The organism is Pedobacter psychrodurus (genome assembly GCF_032678585.1).
GTDB lineage: Bacteria > Bacteroidota > Bacteroidia > Sphingobacteriales > Sphingobacteriaceae > Pedobacter > Pedobacter psychrodurus_A.
Window position 1 is genome coordinate 1 of sequence record NZ_JAVTSN010000024.1, and the last position, 15221, is coordinate 15221.

Annotated in this window: 13 protein-coding genes, 1 tRNA gene and 2 pseudogenes; 3 read left to right on the plus strand and 13 right to left on the minus strand. The window is 38.8% G+C overall.

All coding sequences use genetic code 11. From position 1 onward, the window contains the following. The 7 genes and pseudogenes from R2S57_RS16245 to R2S57_RS16280 form a co-directional block, all read right to left on the minus strand. A pseudogene (locus R2S57_RS16245) lies at positions 1 to 476 on the minus strand (IS66 family transposase); the annotation flags it as partial. Then, positions 386 to 694, minus strand: a pseudogene (locus R2S57_RS30540) (Tex-like N-terminal domain-containing protein); the annotation flags it as partial. The pseudogenes R2S57_RS16245 and R2S57_RS30540, both read right to left, overlap by 91 nt. Positions 695 to 2154: 1460 nt before the next feature. After that, a complete protein-coding gene (rlmN, locus tag R2S57_RS16260; protein ID WP_316846010.1) occupies positions 2155 to 3213 on the minus strand; it encodes a 23S rRNA (adenine(2503)-C(2))-methyltransferase RlmN in 1059 nt (352 codons plus the stop codon). Between the two features lie 93 nt (positions 3214 to 3306). Continuing rightward, entirely contained in the window at positions 3307 to 4281 is a 975-nt protein-coding gene (rluF, locus tag R2S57_RS16265; RefSeq protein ID WP_316846011.1) for a 23S rRNA pseudouridine(2604) synthase RluF, read from the minus strand. A gap of 27 nt (positions 4282 to 4308) precedes the next feature. Beyond that, positions 4309 to 4830, minus strand: coding sequence for an NADPH-dependent FMN reductase (locus tag R2S57_RS16270; RefSeq protein ID WP_316846012.1), 522 nt, complete (start codon positions 4828 to 4830; stop codon positions 4309 to 4311). Between the two features lie 122 nt (positions 4831 to 4952). Then, the gene (locus R2S57_RS16275; RefSeq protein ID WP_316846013.1) at positions 4953 to 5450 is read right to left on the minus strand and encodes a DinB family protein; all 498 of its coding nucleotides are present in this window, start codon (positions 5448 to 5450) and stop codon (positions 4953 to 4955) included. 135 nt (positions 5451 to 5585) lie between these two features. Continuing rightward, the gene (locus tag R2S57_RS16280; protein ID WP_316846014.1) at positions 5586 to 6275 is read right to left on the minus strand and encodes a YafY family protein; all 690 of its coding nucleotides are present in this window, start codon (positions 6273 to 6275) and stop codon (positions 5586 to 5588) included. A 139-nt stretch (positions 6276 to 6414) separates the two neighbouring features. On the opposite strand from R2S57_RS16280, the gene R2S57_RS16285 reads away from it, so the two are divergent. Continuing rightward, positions 6415 to 8889 (plus strand): ATP-binding protein, encoded by a 2475-nt coding sequence (locus R2S57_RS16285; RefSeq protein WP_316846015.1) that lies wholly within the window; start codon positions 6415 to 6417, stop codon positions 8887 to 8889. A gap of 44 nt (positions 8890 to 8933) precedes the next feature. On the opposite strand, the gene R2S57_RS16290 is transcribed toward R2S57_RS16285, so the two are convergent. The 6 genes from R2S57_RS16290 to R2S57_RS16315 form a co-directional block, all read right to left on the minus strand. After that, a complete protein-coding gene (locus R2S57_RS16290) occupies positions 8934 to 10265 on the minus strand; it encodes a sigma-54 dependent transcriptional regulator (RefSeq protein WP_316846016.1) in 1332 nt (443 codons plus the stop codon). 70 nt (positions 10266 to 10335) lie between these two features. Further along, entirely contained in the window at positions 10336 to 10650 is a 315-nt protein-coding gene (locus tag R2S57_RS16295) for a hypothetical protein (protein WP_316846017.1), read from the minus strand. 77 nt (positions 10651 to 10727) lie between these two features. Continuing rightward, a complete protein-coding gene (locus tag R2S57_RS16300) occupies positions 10728 to 11039 on the minus strand; it encodes a hypothetical protein (protein ID WP_316846018.1) in 312 nt (103 codons plus the stop codon). 64 nt (positions 11040 to 11103) lie between these two features. Further along, a complete protein-coding gene (locus R2S57_RS16305) occupies positions 11104 to 11418 on the minus strand; it encodes a hypothetical protein (RefSeq protein WP_316846019.1) in 315 nt (104 codons plus the stop codon). 377 nt (positions 11419 to 11795) lie between these two features. Beyond that, positions 11796 to 13028 carry a type II toxin-antitoxin system HipA family toxin gene (locus tag R2S57_RS16310; RefSeq protein WP_316846020.1) on the minus strand — a complete coding sequence of 411 codons (1233 nt, stop codon included), beginning with the start codon at positions 13026 to 13028 and terminating at the stop codon, positions 11796 to 11798. Continuing rightward, positions 13025 to 13333, minus strand: coding sequence for a helix-turn-helix transcriptional regulator (locus tag R2S57_RS16315; RefSeq protein WP_316846021.1), 309 nt, complete (start codon positions 13331 to 13333; stop codon positions 13025 to 13027). The genes R2S57_RS16310 and R2S57_RS16315 overlap by 4 nt, the downstream gene beginning before the upstream one ends. A 333-nt stretch (positions 13334 to 13666) precedes the next feature. Between R2S57_RS16315 and R2S57_RS16320 the strand changes: the two genes are divergently transcribed. Further along, positions 13667 to 13739 (plus strand) — tRNA-Thr (locus tag R2S57_RS16320). 111 nt (positions 13740 to 13850) lie between these two features. Next, entirely contained in the window at positions 13851 to 15017 is a 1167-nt protein-coding gene (locus R2S57_RS16325) for an amidohydrolase family protein (RefSeq protein ID WP_316846022.1), read from the plus strand. Positions 15018 to 15221 lie beyond the last annotated feature (204 nt).

Below are 15221 nucleotides of genomic sequence, written 5' to 3' on the forward strand. Positions count from 1 at the left end.
CTTTTCTCACTTAACTGACCGGCATTTTCCTCAAGCCACCGTCCAAAGCTTTCCCAGGTCGGTTTTGCCAATTCTGCCCGAGCCTGTTTCCGCTCTTCAGTTGTTTTATCTTTGATGTCCCGCTCAATATCATAAAGCTGCCCAAATATTTCAAGCGCGTAACGGGCCCTTTTTGGATCATTTTTCTCTGCTTCTGAAAAATACCGTCTACTATTTGCCATGCAGCAGAGCAGTTTAATATCCTTATTTACTGATAGGGTTTCATAGCATGCATAGCCGTCCGATTGGAGATATCCCTAATAACCTGAAAGAATAAGCTGAGGCACTTCCTGATTGCGGCCAGGATGATATTCGAAGTATACCAGTTTGGTGGGCGGAGCCTGAGCAGATGAATATCTTCTAAAAGCGAAATGGTTTCGGCTTCGTTGACCTTTTTTTCCAGCTCGGGCGTTAACTTGCCAAGGTCTTTCATCGATTTTAAAATCGCTTCACGACGCTTGTCTAAATCCCGTAACTGCAAGAACTCGGTCACGAATTGCCGCTACCTCAACTTCGTCTAAACTATCCGTTGCTTCTTTGAGGTAGCGTGAAATGAATGGTACGGTTGCCCCTTCGTCTAAAAGGCTTATCGTTGCGGTTATTTGTTTTCTGCAACTTTTAATTCGGCTGCAATTATTTTATGGTGAGCTAGCATATCCAAAAGGGTAAAAATTAAAGGAACAAATCTAATCAGGATTTAAGGATTTTTAACATGAAGTTTTCCACCGGACTCTGTGGGTAATTTTCCAAAAAAAAATATTTAGAAGAGTAATTCTGTTCGGCTTTTGAGTCAATTGATTTAGTATCTGTTTGAAAGGTGTTCAGCATAAGCAGTTTACGATGTCTTATTACTTTGGCATACTATTTGCTTTTTTGTTTTGCTAACCAACTAACTAAAATACTAAATTAATGTCAAATCCCTATCCCCGATGCTGGAAATGCAACACGCAGTACCACTATCAAATCCCAAGGCCTTGGCTGATTAAAACGTTGCTTTTTTTTCTGCCCATTAGAAAATATTTTTGTCCACATTGTGTGACCAGTAGATATTCATGGGTGAAGGCCAAAAATAACAGTGATAATTACCTAAAGACTGAGCATGTTAATAAGACCACCCCTAAAAAGATCAGGAAAAAATAAACATTGCTATCCTTTAAATCTGAAATGAAATTTAGCAGGGCGCTACGTGGTTATCATGAACTTGGCTATTCCCAGGTATAATATTAGCTGATAGAACTGTTCTGCAGCCCCCGGCAATCAGTTGCGGGTCGTATCAGGGGGGAAGTATTCCAAGCATCCCGGCTCTAACCCCTCTCAATACTTTTTTAACATCAGACTTTCCGTTTAGAATTGGTGATCCTCTGGTAACTGAATCCAAATGTAGTGGATTGTTCAAACGAAACAGAACTGTTCTTTTACCTTTGGTGTGGCTTTACGGATTGTTCTCCGCGCCTGCTCTGAATGTTTTTGTGCATTTGCAGAGAAACCAGCCATATATTGTTCTGCATTTGTCAGATTTATACTACTCAAAATTGATGATTTGGCAGCCTTAAATTACCAAAATTCCTTAAATCCTAACCACTGATCTAAGTATCGTATTCTGCAATAAAACCGCTATCGTTGATTTGTAAATCTTACCGTCTTAAGATGGTAATTAACCATTTCAATGTATCCGCCCTAAAACTACATATATGATTAACCAATTATATTTCTAAAGTTCTGTGGGTACAGATCCTAATGTTTTTGTGGTTTATCGACATTATATTTTCCAGTGCGTATTTGAGCTATTTTTAAGGATTGACGTCATACTTTTTGCAAATCGCAACGAAGTGCCTATTTCATCAAAAGTGGTTCTCCGTCACTTTTGGTGAAAACCTATAAATAAGATACGATGTGATTAGATCCCTAACTGCACAATGACTTTCATTGGCTTGAAAAATATTCTTTTAAAGCCGGATTTCGAATTCTTCACCAAAAGTGACGCAGAACCACTTTCCGAAAAGAATTGAGCGTACAGTAGGACGGGACCCAAGCTAGGTGTCACAGGTATTGCGCTTCAAAATAAGACAATTGAAAAAGTTTTGCTCTAAAGAACCAGAAGGTGTCAATGGAAGATTAAGCGTTAGCAGCTTCTTCTTTAACCGCTAATTGCCCGCAAGCAGCATCAATGTCTTTACCACGGCTACGGCGGATATTGGTATTAATGCCCTGACTTTTCAAATAATTCGAAAAAGCATCGATCTTATCCCCTTCGGCATTAGTGAAATCGGCGAAAGAAATTGGGTTATATTCAATCAGGTTTACTTTACAAGGAATGTGTTTGCAAAATTTGGCCAAATCCATTGCATCAGATATTTCATCGTTAAAATGGTTAAAAACGATGTATTCGTAAGTTACTGGGTTTTTGGTTTTAGCAAAGTAGTATTTAAGGGCATCTGCCAATGCTTTTAATGTGTTGGCCTCATTGATAGGCATAATCTCATTACGCTTTTTGTCATCGGCAGCGTGAAGGGATAAAGCAAGATTAAATTTCGCACCATCATCGCCTAATTTTTTAATCATTTTGGCAATACCAGCTGTGGAAACCGTAATGCGCTTATAGCTCATGTTTAAGCCATCTGCTGCAGTTATACGCTCTATTGACTTCATGACATTAGCGTAATTTAACAGCGGTTCGCCCATGCCCATATATACGATATTGGTTAGGGGATTGTTATAGTTCTGTTTTGCTTGTTTATCAATCAATACCACCTGGTCGTAAATCTCGTCAGCATTTAGATTACGCTTACGGTCCATATAACCTGTTGCACAGAACTTGCAGGTTAAACTACAGCCTACCTGTGAGCTTACACAGGCCGTCATACGGTCTTCAAGCGGAATGAGTACCCCCTCCACGATATTGCCATCGGCTAACCTAAAAGTATTTTTAATGGTATGGTCGTTACTGAATTGTGAGTTGTTGACCTGAACAGCATTGATAGCAAAAGTTTCGTCTAATACCTTACGCAGATCTTTAGAAAGATTACTCATTTGCTCGAAATTCGTAGCCGATTTTTCCCAGAGCCACTGGTAAATTTGCTTAGCCCTAAATGCAGGCTGCTGCATTGCTACAAGATGTTGTTGCAATTGGGGAAGATCTAACGCACGGATATCGGTTTTTTTTGCTGTTACCATTTGTTGCAAAGGTACTTAAAAAAGGTGCTATGCTGAAAGATTAATGCTAAAAGGCTATAAATCAGATTGTAATTTTACAATTTGCTTATGCTCCTACCTACCTCTACCTCTTGTATTTGGTTTTGCTGAAGGTTTACCCTTAGCTGGTCTCGAATTTCTGTTACCAGTATTACTTTTTCCAGTTGGTTTTGCTCCTGAATGGCCAGCATTTTTCTTTCCTGTCGATTTTGGGCCAGATGGTTTTGGTTTGAATGATTTTTTAGGTTGCTCTTCCCGAAGGTCTGGTCTCTCTTCCCAAGCATTGTTTTTTTTCTTGGCTGAACTTTTAGGTTTGGCTTTAACCTCAGAAGATGAATTTTCGACATTTTTAGTAATGTTCTTCATCTCATCTTCCGTGAGTTCCCTAAATTCTCCTGTCGGAATCCCTTTTAAATTGATATTCATGATACGTGTACGCTCAAGCTTGGTCACCTCATAACCAAAATGTTCGCACATTCTGCGGATCTGTCTATTTAAACCCTGAATTAAAATGATATTGAATACAAATGTGCTGATCTGGCGTACCTTACATTTGCGCGTATTTACACCTAAAATTGGTACACCGTTACTCATCTCGAAGATGAAATCTTCAGTAATCGGTTTGTTTACCGTAACTACATATTCCTTTTCATGTTTGTTCCCTGCCCTTAAAATTTTGTTAACGATATCGCCATTGTTGGTCAAAAAAATCAGACCTGAAGAATCTTTATCCAAACGGCCAATGGGGAATATTCTTTCACTATGGTTTACATAATCAACGATATTATCGCGTACGCTGCCTTCAGTAGTACTCGTGATCCCTACAGGTTTGTTGAAGGCCAAAAGAATGAAATTACTTTCTTCTTTGGGTTCAATGTTATGACCGTTTACCATCACTTTATCGCCTGCTAAAACCTGATCGCCAACCTTGGCCCGTTTTCCATTGATGAAAACGGTACCTTTTTCAATATAACGATCTGCTTCACGGCGTGAACATAATCCGCTTTCGCTGATGAATTTATTTAAACGGGTGGCAGAGCTATTGTTCATGCTGCAATTTTACGGAAATAAATTGTGTTATCCATTCTCTATGCTGGCAACAAATGAATCGACAGTACTTTTAAGTACGGCTAAAGTTTCGTTGTCGGTGATAACTGCTTGATCATTGATCTTTGCTTTTGCATATGGGATAAGTTGGGCAGCAACCTTTGCCTCAATCACTGTTAAAATATCGATGATCGACTGGTAGGCTTTTTCGCCTTGCGTTGAGGCAACGAGTGCTAAAACAGGTTTCCCAGAGAAGGAGGCCGAACTTACTGTCCAATCGAGTAAGTTTTTTAGCGAGCCAGGCAAACCCATGGCGTATTCTGGTGTAGAAATGATAATGCCATCTGCCTGTTGGATATTTGACCTAAGATCTGCAACGGCCTTTAGTGGATTTTCAAGATCTAAATCAGGATTGAAATGTGGGATATTGGCAATGGATGGAAAGCTTGTTACCTCAAAACCTTTACCCAAAAGTTCAGTAATCGCTTTTACATAAAGGCCGTTGGTTGAGGCCGCTTTGGTACTGCCAGAAATAGCAAATATTTTTTTCATTTGCTAAAAGTAGCAAAGTGAACATATATTGGAAAGGAGATCAGGTAATGCAATCGTCAATTTCAAATGATGCTGTTGAAACGCACCAGGTGTCAACAGCACATCGAAAAATGATAAATAAACTAAAAGTTTTGATCGTCGGCGCTTGGTCCATAGCTTCCTGGAATCGGAATATCTAACAATCTTAAATAAACGCCCAATTGCGCCCGGTGATGAGTGGTTTGGCTAAGCGAGTGGCGGATAGTTTCGTATTTAGAATAATCGGCCAATACCTGTTTGCCCATACTTAATATCCAACGTCCGTTTAAATCATTCTCGGTCGCTTTTTCCAATTCTGTTTTCCCTTTTGTATAATTTTCCTCCAAAAGTTTAACCAGGTCATCGCTATTTGCTGCCGTAGGTTCTACATAAGGTGCTGTTTCAAAATCCAGCCCATCGGTTGTTAAGGCTAGTGATACCCAACTTGGCAGATCGGCAATATGAACAGCAAGCGATTTCATTTTCATGCTTTTTTCGTGTGGTGCCCAGTCAAACTTATCTGCTGGTACAATAGTCAGGAATTTTTTTGTGGTATTAAATTCGGCTTCTAGCTCTTTTAATAATAATTCGATAATATTCATATTTTCTGTTTTGTTTTTTCTGCGGTGTGTAGGTCCATCAGTAATAAATCGGCTATGCTCATGATTTTGATGTTTGTTTACACAAAGAAAATACAGTCCACTGACAACCCTATGGCAGTGTGAAAAATATTATTTTTAATAATTTACCGGTAATAGATGCATGTATTCACTCAGTGGCATGTGTTGTGTTTTTTTGAAAGGAATGCCTGAATTTTTGAGACAGATAATTCTGGTGAGGTTAAAATCGCGGTACTGGTTGCGGAAGTGGCACCAGGCGATCAAATGCCAGCTAAAAGCATAAAAGATTAATCCGATTGGCTCCACTTCTCTTTTGCTCACCTCTTCCTTATTATTTTTATATTCGAGTTCGATGAGGTGCTTTTCTGAAATGGCGTGCTGAATAAGAGACAGGTATTCGAAATTGAAACTTAACCTTTCCGGGATCTGTAACCGTATGTGTTGATTTAATGTTTCCAATTTCTCCTTCTGCCCTGTTTTTAATACCGCTTTCACCTTTGTTAACGCAGCAGAGTAATGGGTGCGGATAGAGTTATCGGCAAAACCGTTTACTAAACTTTCTACCAATAACAAGGCATTGGCTTCATCCATATTGAAGGAAACCGGTGGCAGAAAATAGCCCTGAACCAGGTAGTAGCCCTTATGTTGCTCAAAACTCACGGGTATGCCCTGTTCGCAGAGTGCCTTTACGTCCCTGTAAACAGTGCGCACACTCATGTTAAACCTTTCCGCAATTCTTTCTGCAGTAATATATTTTCTGGATTGAAGTAGAGTTAAGATTCCGAAAAGGCGGTCGATACGGTTCATGTTTGGGTTTTTATAGGCGCTTATAAAAATAAAGTTTTTTACGCAATTTTCTTGTGGTACGTTATTTGTAAATAACAAATAGATATCAATTCGAATGGATAAACCGTTATCATAATGGTTTATTATACAATCTAAATAAATGGCTGTTATCCAAAAGCGATTCTTTCGGGCAATAAAAAGTAAAGTGATCATCGGTTTTTTGTTCGCCTGTTTTGCGCTGCTTCTGGCATGGGGCATCAGCAAGTTTGCCTTTACACGGATGCTCAATACGGTTGAAGAAATTTCAGCCCCAAACGATCGGTTAAGGATCGTAAATGATCTCTCGCATAAAATTGCCCGGTTAGATCAACTGCAGCGTGATGAAGCTTTTAACAAACAAGGTACCTATAGTTTCCTTAAGGAATCGCGTAAGCTAAGATCGAGTTTGGATACACTGCGAAAATTATACCGGGGTGATTCTGCACAGCTGGCAAGGATAAAATCGATTAAAAACTTGCTTTCCGACCGCGATAAACAATTTGTGAACTATCTAAAAGTGAGGGAAACACTGGTGAATACCAAATCCTTCTCTGATGAGGTACAGAAATTGAATGAACTGGTGGCCACACGCACCAGACAAACGGATAGTGCAGTGTTGACTACCGAAACCACTACCTCTACCACTACGGTTGCGCCCGAAGAAGAACAAAAATCGAGGGGTTTCCTGAGTAAACTTTTTGGCAAGAAAAAATCCGACGTTTACAAGATTATTAACGAGGAGTTTAAAGTAAAACGTGATACCTTAAATGCAAAGGCTGAAGACAGTATCATGAAAAGCATGACAGGTTCGTTAAAAAATATCGAACTGGAACAACGGCAGAAAAGTCAGAAATTTCTAAAGCGCGAGGCTGATCTATCAAATGCAAGTAATGCCTTGACCGCCAAAATGTTGCAAATTTTACGTGAGGTGGAAGGAGAAGCCGTGGCACAGGTCGATCTAAACGGTATACAGGCCAAAGAGGTGGTGAATGACGGTATCACACAGATTACTACCATTATCATTATTTTCTTTTTGTTAACGGTTATTCTTTTGTATCTAATTTTGGCAGATATTACTAAAAGTAACAGGTACAGAAGGGCTTTAGAGTTGGCCAAAGATGAGGCTGAATATCATGGTAAAGCGAAACAGCGGTTCCTATCCAATATGAGCCACGAAATCAGGACGCCGTTACAGTCTATTTTAGGTTATGCGGAACTGATTACCCAACAGGATGTTCCCAGTAAAAAGGATGTGGATGCGATTTATCAGTCTTCTATCCATTTACTTCAGATTGTTAACGAAGTACTGGATTATAACCGGATTATTTCGGGAGAATTTAGTTTTAACAATCAGGTTTTTAATATAAAAAAGGCCTTGGATGAGGTAGTATCGGTAATGCGGCCATTGGCAGAGCAGAAATCGCTTCAGCTAAAGGCAACATTCGATCTGGTTGATCTCGAATTTGTAAAAGGTGATGTGTTCAGGTTAAAACAGATTCTCTTCAATTTATTGGGCAACGCGGTTAAGTTTACCCTAAAAGGTGAAATTAAATTATCAGCTTCTTATAAAAAACAGGGAGATGACCTGCATTTTCATTTTACGATAAAAGACACCGGAATTGGTTTTGAGGAAAAAGATATTCCTAAAATCTTTAACGAATTTGAACAGATAGAATCTCCCGAAAAATATATTATCAATCAGACGGGTACAGGCCTGGGGCTGCCTATTGTTAAATCGCTGATTGAAACACAAGGCGGACGGATTTATGTTAAAAGTAAACCTGGCATTGGAACCACCTTTAATATTTACATGAAATTTGAAAATACCACTGAGCGGATTAACGACGCTTTGGATCTGGAACATTACGCCATTGTAAACCCGGGAACAGTGTGGGTGATTGATGATGATAAACTGATCCTTGATTTATGTGGAATGATTTTTCATAAAAACAAAATTCCATATCAAAGTTTTACGCAGGTGGCCGATATTTTACGTACAGATCCTGAACCCGATTTAAAATATGTACTGGTTGATATGCGCATGCCCGAAATGACAGGTTTCGAACTTTGTCATTTATTGAAAAAGAAACTGCCCGCACACATTAAATTTTATGCCATTACCGCACAGGTTTTGCCAGAAGAACGCGAAATGGTGTTAAGTGGAGGCTTTGACGGACTGATTATGAAACCGTTTAGGGCAGTTGATATCTTATCCATTTTTGATAAAACCGAAATATTAACAGAGCAACCTGAATTCGATTTCTCTTCTATCGAAAAGATGACTTTTGGGGATCAGCAGCTGTTGGAAAAAATACTGAACCGTTTTAAACAGGATTCGATTGATGATGCTACCGAACTTAAAAATTGCCTGAACGAAAACGATCAGGATAAAAGCAGGTTATTGGTTCATCGCCTTGCTGGCCGTACAGCGCAGATGGGATCGAAAACATTGGCCAATGCCTTTAGAACCTTAGAAATAGAAATTGCGGAGAAAGGTTTGACTGAGCATATTAAATCTGAAGTTTTATTACAGATCAGAAAATTAGATAGTTTAATCGCATTTATGGCAGAAATGGATTATGCTAATGCTATTTAATGTGAGATGTAAGATGGATGATGTGAAATGGACGATGAAATCTCCTACTCAATTCCGTAGCGTTCCATTTTTGCATACAATGTTTTACGGTCGATGTTTAAAATCTTAGCTGCTTTTGATTTGTTGTGCCTTACTTTGATCAGCGTTTCGGTAATCAGTGCTTTTTCGTTCTGCTCGTTTACCGCTTTCAGATCAGATGAATTGCCAGGAGCCGTTTGGTGATGAACTGAGATCATCATTTCATCTGGCAATGCTTCTACCTGGGCAACATCACCCGAGCTTAATAAAACCATACGCTTAATCACATTACTGAGCTCACGCAAATTGCCTGGCCAATCGTAACTGAGCAGGAGTGCTTTTGCATCAGCTGATATACTCTTAACATTCCGCTGTAAATCACGGTTTGACAATTGTATAAAATGATTGATAAACAGTTCTAAATCACTTCCCCTATCTCGTAAGGGTGGAAGTTGTATTTTAAATTCGTTCAACCTATGGTACAGATCTTCTCTAAATTCGCCCTGTTGCATGCTATTGGAAAGGTCGTCATTGGTTGCGGTAATGATTCTAACGTTGACCGGAATCTGTTTGGTACTGCCTAAAGGCTGGATTATCCTTTCCTGTAGGGCCCTGAGTAGTTTAATCTGTACTTCATAACTCAGGTTACCCACCTCATCCAAAAATAATGTCCCACCGTTTGCGGCCTCAAATTGCCCTTTTTTATCGTTTAACGCACCTGTAAAAGCACCTTTAACATGTCCGAATAATTCGCTGGCTGCCAGATCTTTTGATAATGCGCCACAATCAATAGCCACAAAGGGTTTATCGGCACGTTTGCTTTGTTGGTGAAGCGTTCTGGCTGCAAATTCTTTTCCAGTTCCGCTTTCGCCCTGTATAATCACAGACATATCAGTTGGCGCTACCAGGTTAATATGTTCATATAATTTATCGGCAATTGCGCTTTTACCTTTGATAAAATCGCTGTTCGTTTCTTTAGGTTCAATGCTTTTTAAATCCTTTTTTGATAAAGAATTTTTAATTACCATCAATAGTTCATCAGGATTAACCGGTTTGGTAATGTAATCGAAAGCACCCAACTGGATAGATTTTACAGCTGTACGGACGTCATTAAAACTGGTCATGATAATGATCGGAATAGAAAGGCCTAAATCCCTAACATGGGTAAGTACTTCAAAGCCTATCCCGTCGGGAAGGCGGTAATCAATTAAAAGCAGATCAAATTCGTTGTGCTCAATCAGTTTAAAAGATTGCTTTACATGGGTTACAAGGGTAACCTCATGACTGTTTTTAGTTAAAAAACCTTCAAGTAATTGAGCAAATGTAGTGTCGTCTTCTAAAATCAGGATTCTCGCCATTTAACAAAAATAAGAAAAGCCGGACATAATCCGGCTTTCTTTGTAATAGGTAGATGTAATATTTGGGTTTTTATTGTACTGGCTTACCGTCTTTATCAATTTTAACCGAACCAGTTTCTGCTTCTTTTTTAACATTGATTAAGTAGTACTCCTTTGTTCCTTCTTTAACCGACCAAGCTTCAGTGGCTGTCCATCCTTTATAAGCATCAGATTTTAATGCTGTTGTAACTGGTTCAGGAAGCTCTTCCAATTTAACCGGAGTTTTTACTGCACTGTCCTGAACTGCAACAATTGCTGCATTTTTGATGGTATTTACTTCATTTGCCTGTACTGCTGAGAATCCTGCAAAAGCTAAGAACGCAGCTGATAAAATTAATTTTTTCATGGTATTTAAATTTTAGTGATGCGCAGCCCGAAGGCCACGCTTATATTGATTATGCCTTTCGGCGTATTTATTTGAGATTATTGAACTGGTTTACCGTCTTTGTCAATCTTAACTGAACCAGTTTCTGCTTCTTTTTTAACATTGATTAAATAGTACTCTTTTGTACCTTCTTTAACGGACCAAGCTTCAGTAGCGGTCCAACCTTTATATGCATCAGATTTTAATGCGGTGGTTACTGGCTCAGGTAATTCTTCCAATTTAACTGGAGTTTTCACTGCACTATCCTGAACTGCGATAATTGCAGCGTTTTTCATTGTATTTACTTCACTTGCTTGAACTGCTGTGAATCCTGCGAATGCTAATGTAGCGGCTAAAATGAACTTTTTCATGATGTTATGTTTTAATATGTAATTACTCGTTAATTAATGGAGCGCTAATTAAATTATGTTTTGATTATTGAACTGGTTTACCGTCTTTGTCAATTTTAACAGAACTGGTTTCTGCTTCTTTTTTAACATTGATTAAGTAGTATTCTTTTGCGCCTTCTTTAACGGACCAGGCTTCGGTAGCGGTCCAGCCTTTATAAGCATCAGATTTTAATGCGGTGGTTACTGGCTCAGGTAATTCTTCCAATTTAACCGGAGTTTTTACTGCACTGTCTTGAACTGCAACAATTGCAGCATTTTTCATTGTATTTACTTCACTTGCTTGTACTGCTGAGAATCCGGCTAATGCTAATACTGTTGCTGCTAAAATGAACTTTTTCATAGTATATATTTTAAAATTTAATTTGTGTTACGATACTTGCTAATGTTTCATAATGATGCCAAACGGAATTATTTGTTTAAGTGATTGATTTACAGTTGTTTGTTTTTTCGCCAAAGTTTTGATAGTGTGGAGAAACTCCACACTTTGTGGGTTAGGGCAACAGATTTTCCAGACGAGTTTAAATTTTTACGACAGCGCAAAGAAGGTCGGCTGCTTTTTTATGATCTAATCTCTATAAAAGGACTGTTTTCTGATTCGATGCCAGAAGTATGGCGGTGATCCCAAGCCTTATTATCCGAATTTGTTAAAGTGCTTGTATAGGGGAAAAGGTAGAAGGTTCATGGGATTCAAAGCCTACCAAAGATGTTATCGATTGGTTACTTATTGCCTTTGATAGCGCTTTTAATAAGTTCAGTATTGGTACTAGTCACGTTGTATTTTTTTGCCAGGTTACCCCATTGGCTTAAAGAACGGTTTGTTTGTTCAATAATTTCATCTATCAGCTTCTTGGACAACTTTGCTTCCTGGCCAAGTTTAATCAAATGGCTGGTTTTAGGATTTCTGCCCTCACCCATAACCATGCTGCTCTGTTCTCCATTAGGTCCACTTGAAAAAGTAAGGTCGTAAGCAGGAGCCATTTTCCATTCCCCGTTTTCATTCATAAGATAGCTGAAATTCTTGGCGTGATCATCCCTGTTGTGTGCCAAAACATTGAAAACAGCCAGGCGATACATTTTTTCTACTTCTCTTATATCCTTGGTTAAAACACCTGTCAGATTAAGCAGATCCTCGTATTCAAGAGATGGCGTTCGGAAATCACTATGCAATAAGCCGCTTGCTGTATGCATATGCAGGCGCTTATTATCATCCCTGTCAAAGCGTTTTACAGCAAAATAACCAGCTCCTTTTTGTGATGGAAATAAATGTACATCTGGCACGGCCACGCCTGCTTCCTTTGCCATTATCGAATAGACATATTCAATCGCACCGGCATCGCGACCATCGATTGAATTGGGGAATTTAACCAACCAGGGTTCAAACCCTTTGCTTAGTGTTCCTGCACCATAGTGGATCTGACTAAAGTCTTGGCTTACTGCAATTACCGCTTTTGGCCGGGCACCTGCAGACGAGCCGTTCAATACCAACAGCTCTCCGATAACCTCTTCAGCATTGCCCTGTAAAACGTCTTCTGTCTGTAATGCCAGATTATCAAGGTCTATCGGCTCTATATGATCTGAAGGGCTGTTATCAGGTTCATAAACCAAAGCCCCCATACCCGCTAGGCCCACATGCGCCAAACGATCTAGTGAGGATTGGCTGCCAGGCAAGATACCTTGAGATATTAACAGCCGGTCAAAAAGCAACCGTCCCCAGCCATCTGGTAAGCTGTCATTGAATACGCCAGAAAGTCCTTCGAATGGACGTTGAGGTAACTCTATAAGACCGCGCTGCAATGGTAGGCGAAACGGTGATATTTCGATGCCATTTTGTAAGAACTCATCATTATATTCAAAATAAATAATGCGATCGCGTATTGCCAGTCGGCCAACAGCCTGAATTTTGTTGCCAAAATCCAATCCGACCTTTAATTCTTTAATCGCTTGTGTCATTTTTTACGCCCTCTTTTCCTGGATATCTTCTCTGGACTTTGCAGCACCTCATCAATTGAATTGAAAGTTGGCTTCGACGGTTTTAATACCTCGATCATTTCCTCCAGACCGCCAATAACCATTAGGAGCTTTAAAAAGGATTCCAGGGAAATTAAACTTTTCTGCTCGAATTTACGGAGCGTTGCTAAGGGAACGCCCGACCGCTCGGCCAAGCCCTCTTGTGTAAATCCTATAGACAAACGTTTGGCCCGAATATTTTTGGCTATTTTATCTTGAGCTTTTGAAGGTGATATAAGTGATATCATTGTAGTAGTAATACTTAAATATTTAACAATTCTAATACTATAGTAGTACAAATTTAATCATTTTATCTCAAAATAACTCAGTAAATCGAAGCTTTGTATATATTCTATTTGATGTCCGTAGCTCTAGATACGATTTATATATTTAAGTTTTTCATATGCTGTCAGATATCATCCTACTGGGTAGCCGATGAGCTTGGCAATTACAAACAGTTGATATTTAACCACTACCTTTAAGGATACCTAACTATTAGATGGAAATATCTAAAAGCAAAAAAATAATTTTCAATTTTTGAAAAAAGAAGATTTTTTTCTATCATTGCAGCCCGATTAAAAGCCTCCTTAGCTCAGCTGGTAGAGCAACTGACTTGTAATCAGTAGGTCATTGGTTCGATTCCGATAGGAGGCTCTTTTTCTTTTCTATTCTCTCAGAAAATCTTTCAAAAATCATTTCCCAATCAAAATAGCGCAGGTATAGAGAAATATTTTTATTTGCTCCTTTATTGCGCTAATTTGCGGGATGCTAAAATATTATTCAGCCGATTGGATATTTCCTGTTTCTTCGCCTCCGATCAAAAATGGAGTAGTAGCCGTAAATCCAGAAGGCACAATTGAAGAAGTATTGACCATACAAGAAGCCTCAAACCTTGATGTAGAGATTACTACATATAAAGGGGCCATCGTTCCGGGTTTTATCAATACCCATTGCCATTTGGAACTTTCGCACCTATTGGGGCAAATTCCCGAAAAAACGGGTTTGGTAGAATTTGTACAAAGCATTATTAAAATCAGACAGGGGGATGTAGCGGAAATCAAAGTCGCCATGTACAATGCTGACCAAAAAATGTTCGATAATGGGATAGTGGCCGTTGGCGATATTTCCAACCAGGTCTCCTCAAAAGAAGTAAAAGAAAATAGTAAAATATATTACCACACTTTTATAGAGGCCATGGGCTTCAACCCTGAACGCGCTGATGCCATAATGGAATATGTTAAAGAAATTAAGCAAGCCTTTATTCCTTTACCGGTATCTATTGTGCCACATGCACCTTATTCGGTATCTCCTGAGCTGTTCAGTTTGATTACGCAGGAAGCCGAAAAAGAAAATACCTTCCTTAGTGTGCATAATCAGGAAACAGAAAATGAAAATGCTTTCTTTGAAAATAAAACCGGTGGATTTTTAAATCTATATCAATTTTTAGGACTGGATATTTCTTTCTTCGAACCCACAAAAAAAACATCCTTACAAAGCTGGCTACCTTATATTAAGGAACAGAAAACTTTACTGGTACACAACACCGTTTCCAATAAAGCTGATATCGAATTTGCAAAACAGAACAACAGTAATCTGTATTGGTGCCTTTGTCCACAAGCTAATTTATACATAGAAAATACTTTACCTGATGTAGATCTGCTGATAGCAGAGGATGTTAAAATTACTTTAGGGACCGATAGCCTGGCGAGTAATCATCAACTTAACATCTTATCAGAAATGATCACTTTACAGAAACACAAACAGGTAGGTTTCGAGCAGCTTTTAAGCTGGGCTACTATTAACGGCGCTGAATTTTTGGCGCTTGATCAACAACTTGGTACAATAGAGCCAGGTAAAAAGCCAGGATTGAACCTGATTCAGCTATCTGCCGAATTTGCGATTGAAAGCGATAAGGTACATCGGTTAATTTAAATAATGTTACAACTTAATACCTTAAAAATTACATATTTTAATGTTAATCTAAACTTTTTATGATCAAGCAGCATGAAAAATCATATGGTATACATTAAACAAGCTTTTTTTTTAATGTATACCTTGTTTATCTCTAGCTCTTTAAGGTGATTTTTTCTCTTGACCTTAAAAAAGAGATATTTTGAGGTTAAATTATTATATTTT

What these genes read in the sequence shown, in the direction of transcription:
- rlmN (WP_316846010.1), bottom strand. Translation starts at nt 3,213, where the DNA reads ATGGTAACAGCAAAAAAAACCGATATCCGTGCGTTAGATCTTCCCCAA.
- rluF (WP_316846011.1), bottom strand. Translation starts at nt 4,281, where the DNA reads ATGAACAATAGCTCTGCCACCCGTTTAAATAAATTCATCAGCGAAAGC.
- R2S57_RS16270 (WP_316846012.1), bottom strand. Translation starts at nt 4,830, where the DNA reads ATGAAAAAAATATTTGCTATTTCTGGCAGTACCAAAGCGGCCTCAACC.
- R2S57_RS16275 (WP_316846013.1), bottom strand. Translation starts at nt 5,450, where the DNA reads ATGAATATTATCGAATTATTATTAAAAGAGCTAGAAGCCGAATTTAAT.
- R2S57_RS16280 (WP_316846014.1), bottom strand. Translation starts at nt 6,275, where the DNA reads ATGAACCGTATCGACCGCCTTTTCGGAATCTTAACTCTACTTCAATCC.
- R2S57_RS16285 (WP_316846015.1), top strand. Translation starts at nt 6,415, where the DNA reads ATGGCTGTTATCCAAAAGCGATTCTTTCGGGCAATAAAAAGTAAAGTG.
- R2S57_RS16290 (WP_316846016.1), bottom strand. Translation starts at nt 10,265, where the DNA reads ATGGCGAGAATCCTGATTTTAGAAGACGACACTACATTTGCTCAATTA.
- R2S57_RS16295 (WP_316846017.1), bottom strand. Translation starts at nt 10,650, where the DNA reads ATGAAAAAATTAATTTTATCAGCTGCGTTCTTAGCTTTTGCAGGATTC.
- R2S57_RS16300 (WP_316846018.1), bottom strand. Translation starts at nt 11,039, where the DNA reads ATGAAAAAGTTCATTTTAGCCGCTACATTAGCATTCGCAGGATTCACA.
- R2S57_RS16305 (WP_316846019.1), bottom strand. Translation starts at nt 11,418, where the DNA reads ATGAAAAAGTTCATTTTAGCAGCAACAGTATTAGCATTAGCCGGATTC.
- R2S57_RS16310 (WP_316846020.1), bottom strand. Translation starts at nt 13,028, where the DNA reads ATGACACAAGCGATTAAAGAATTAAAGGTCGGATTGGATTTTGGCAAC.
- R2S57_RS16315 (WP_316846021.1), bottom strand. Translation starts at nt 13,333, where the DNA reads ATGATATCACTTATATCACCTTCAAAAGCTCAAGATAAAATAGCCAAA.
- R2S57_RS16325 (WP_316846022.1), top strand. Translation starts at nt 13,851, where the DNA reads ATGCTAAAATATTATTCAGCCGATTGGATATTTCCTGTTTCTTCGCCT.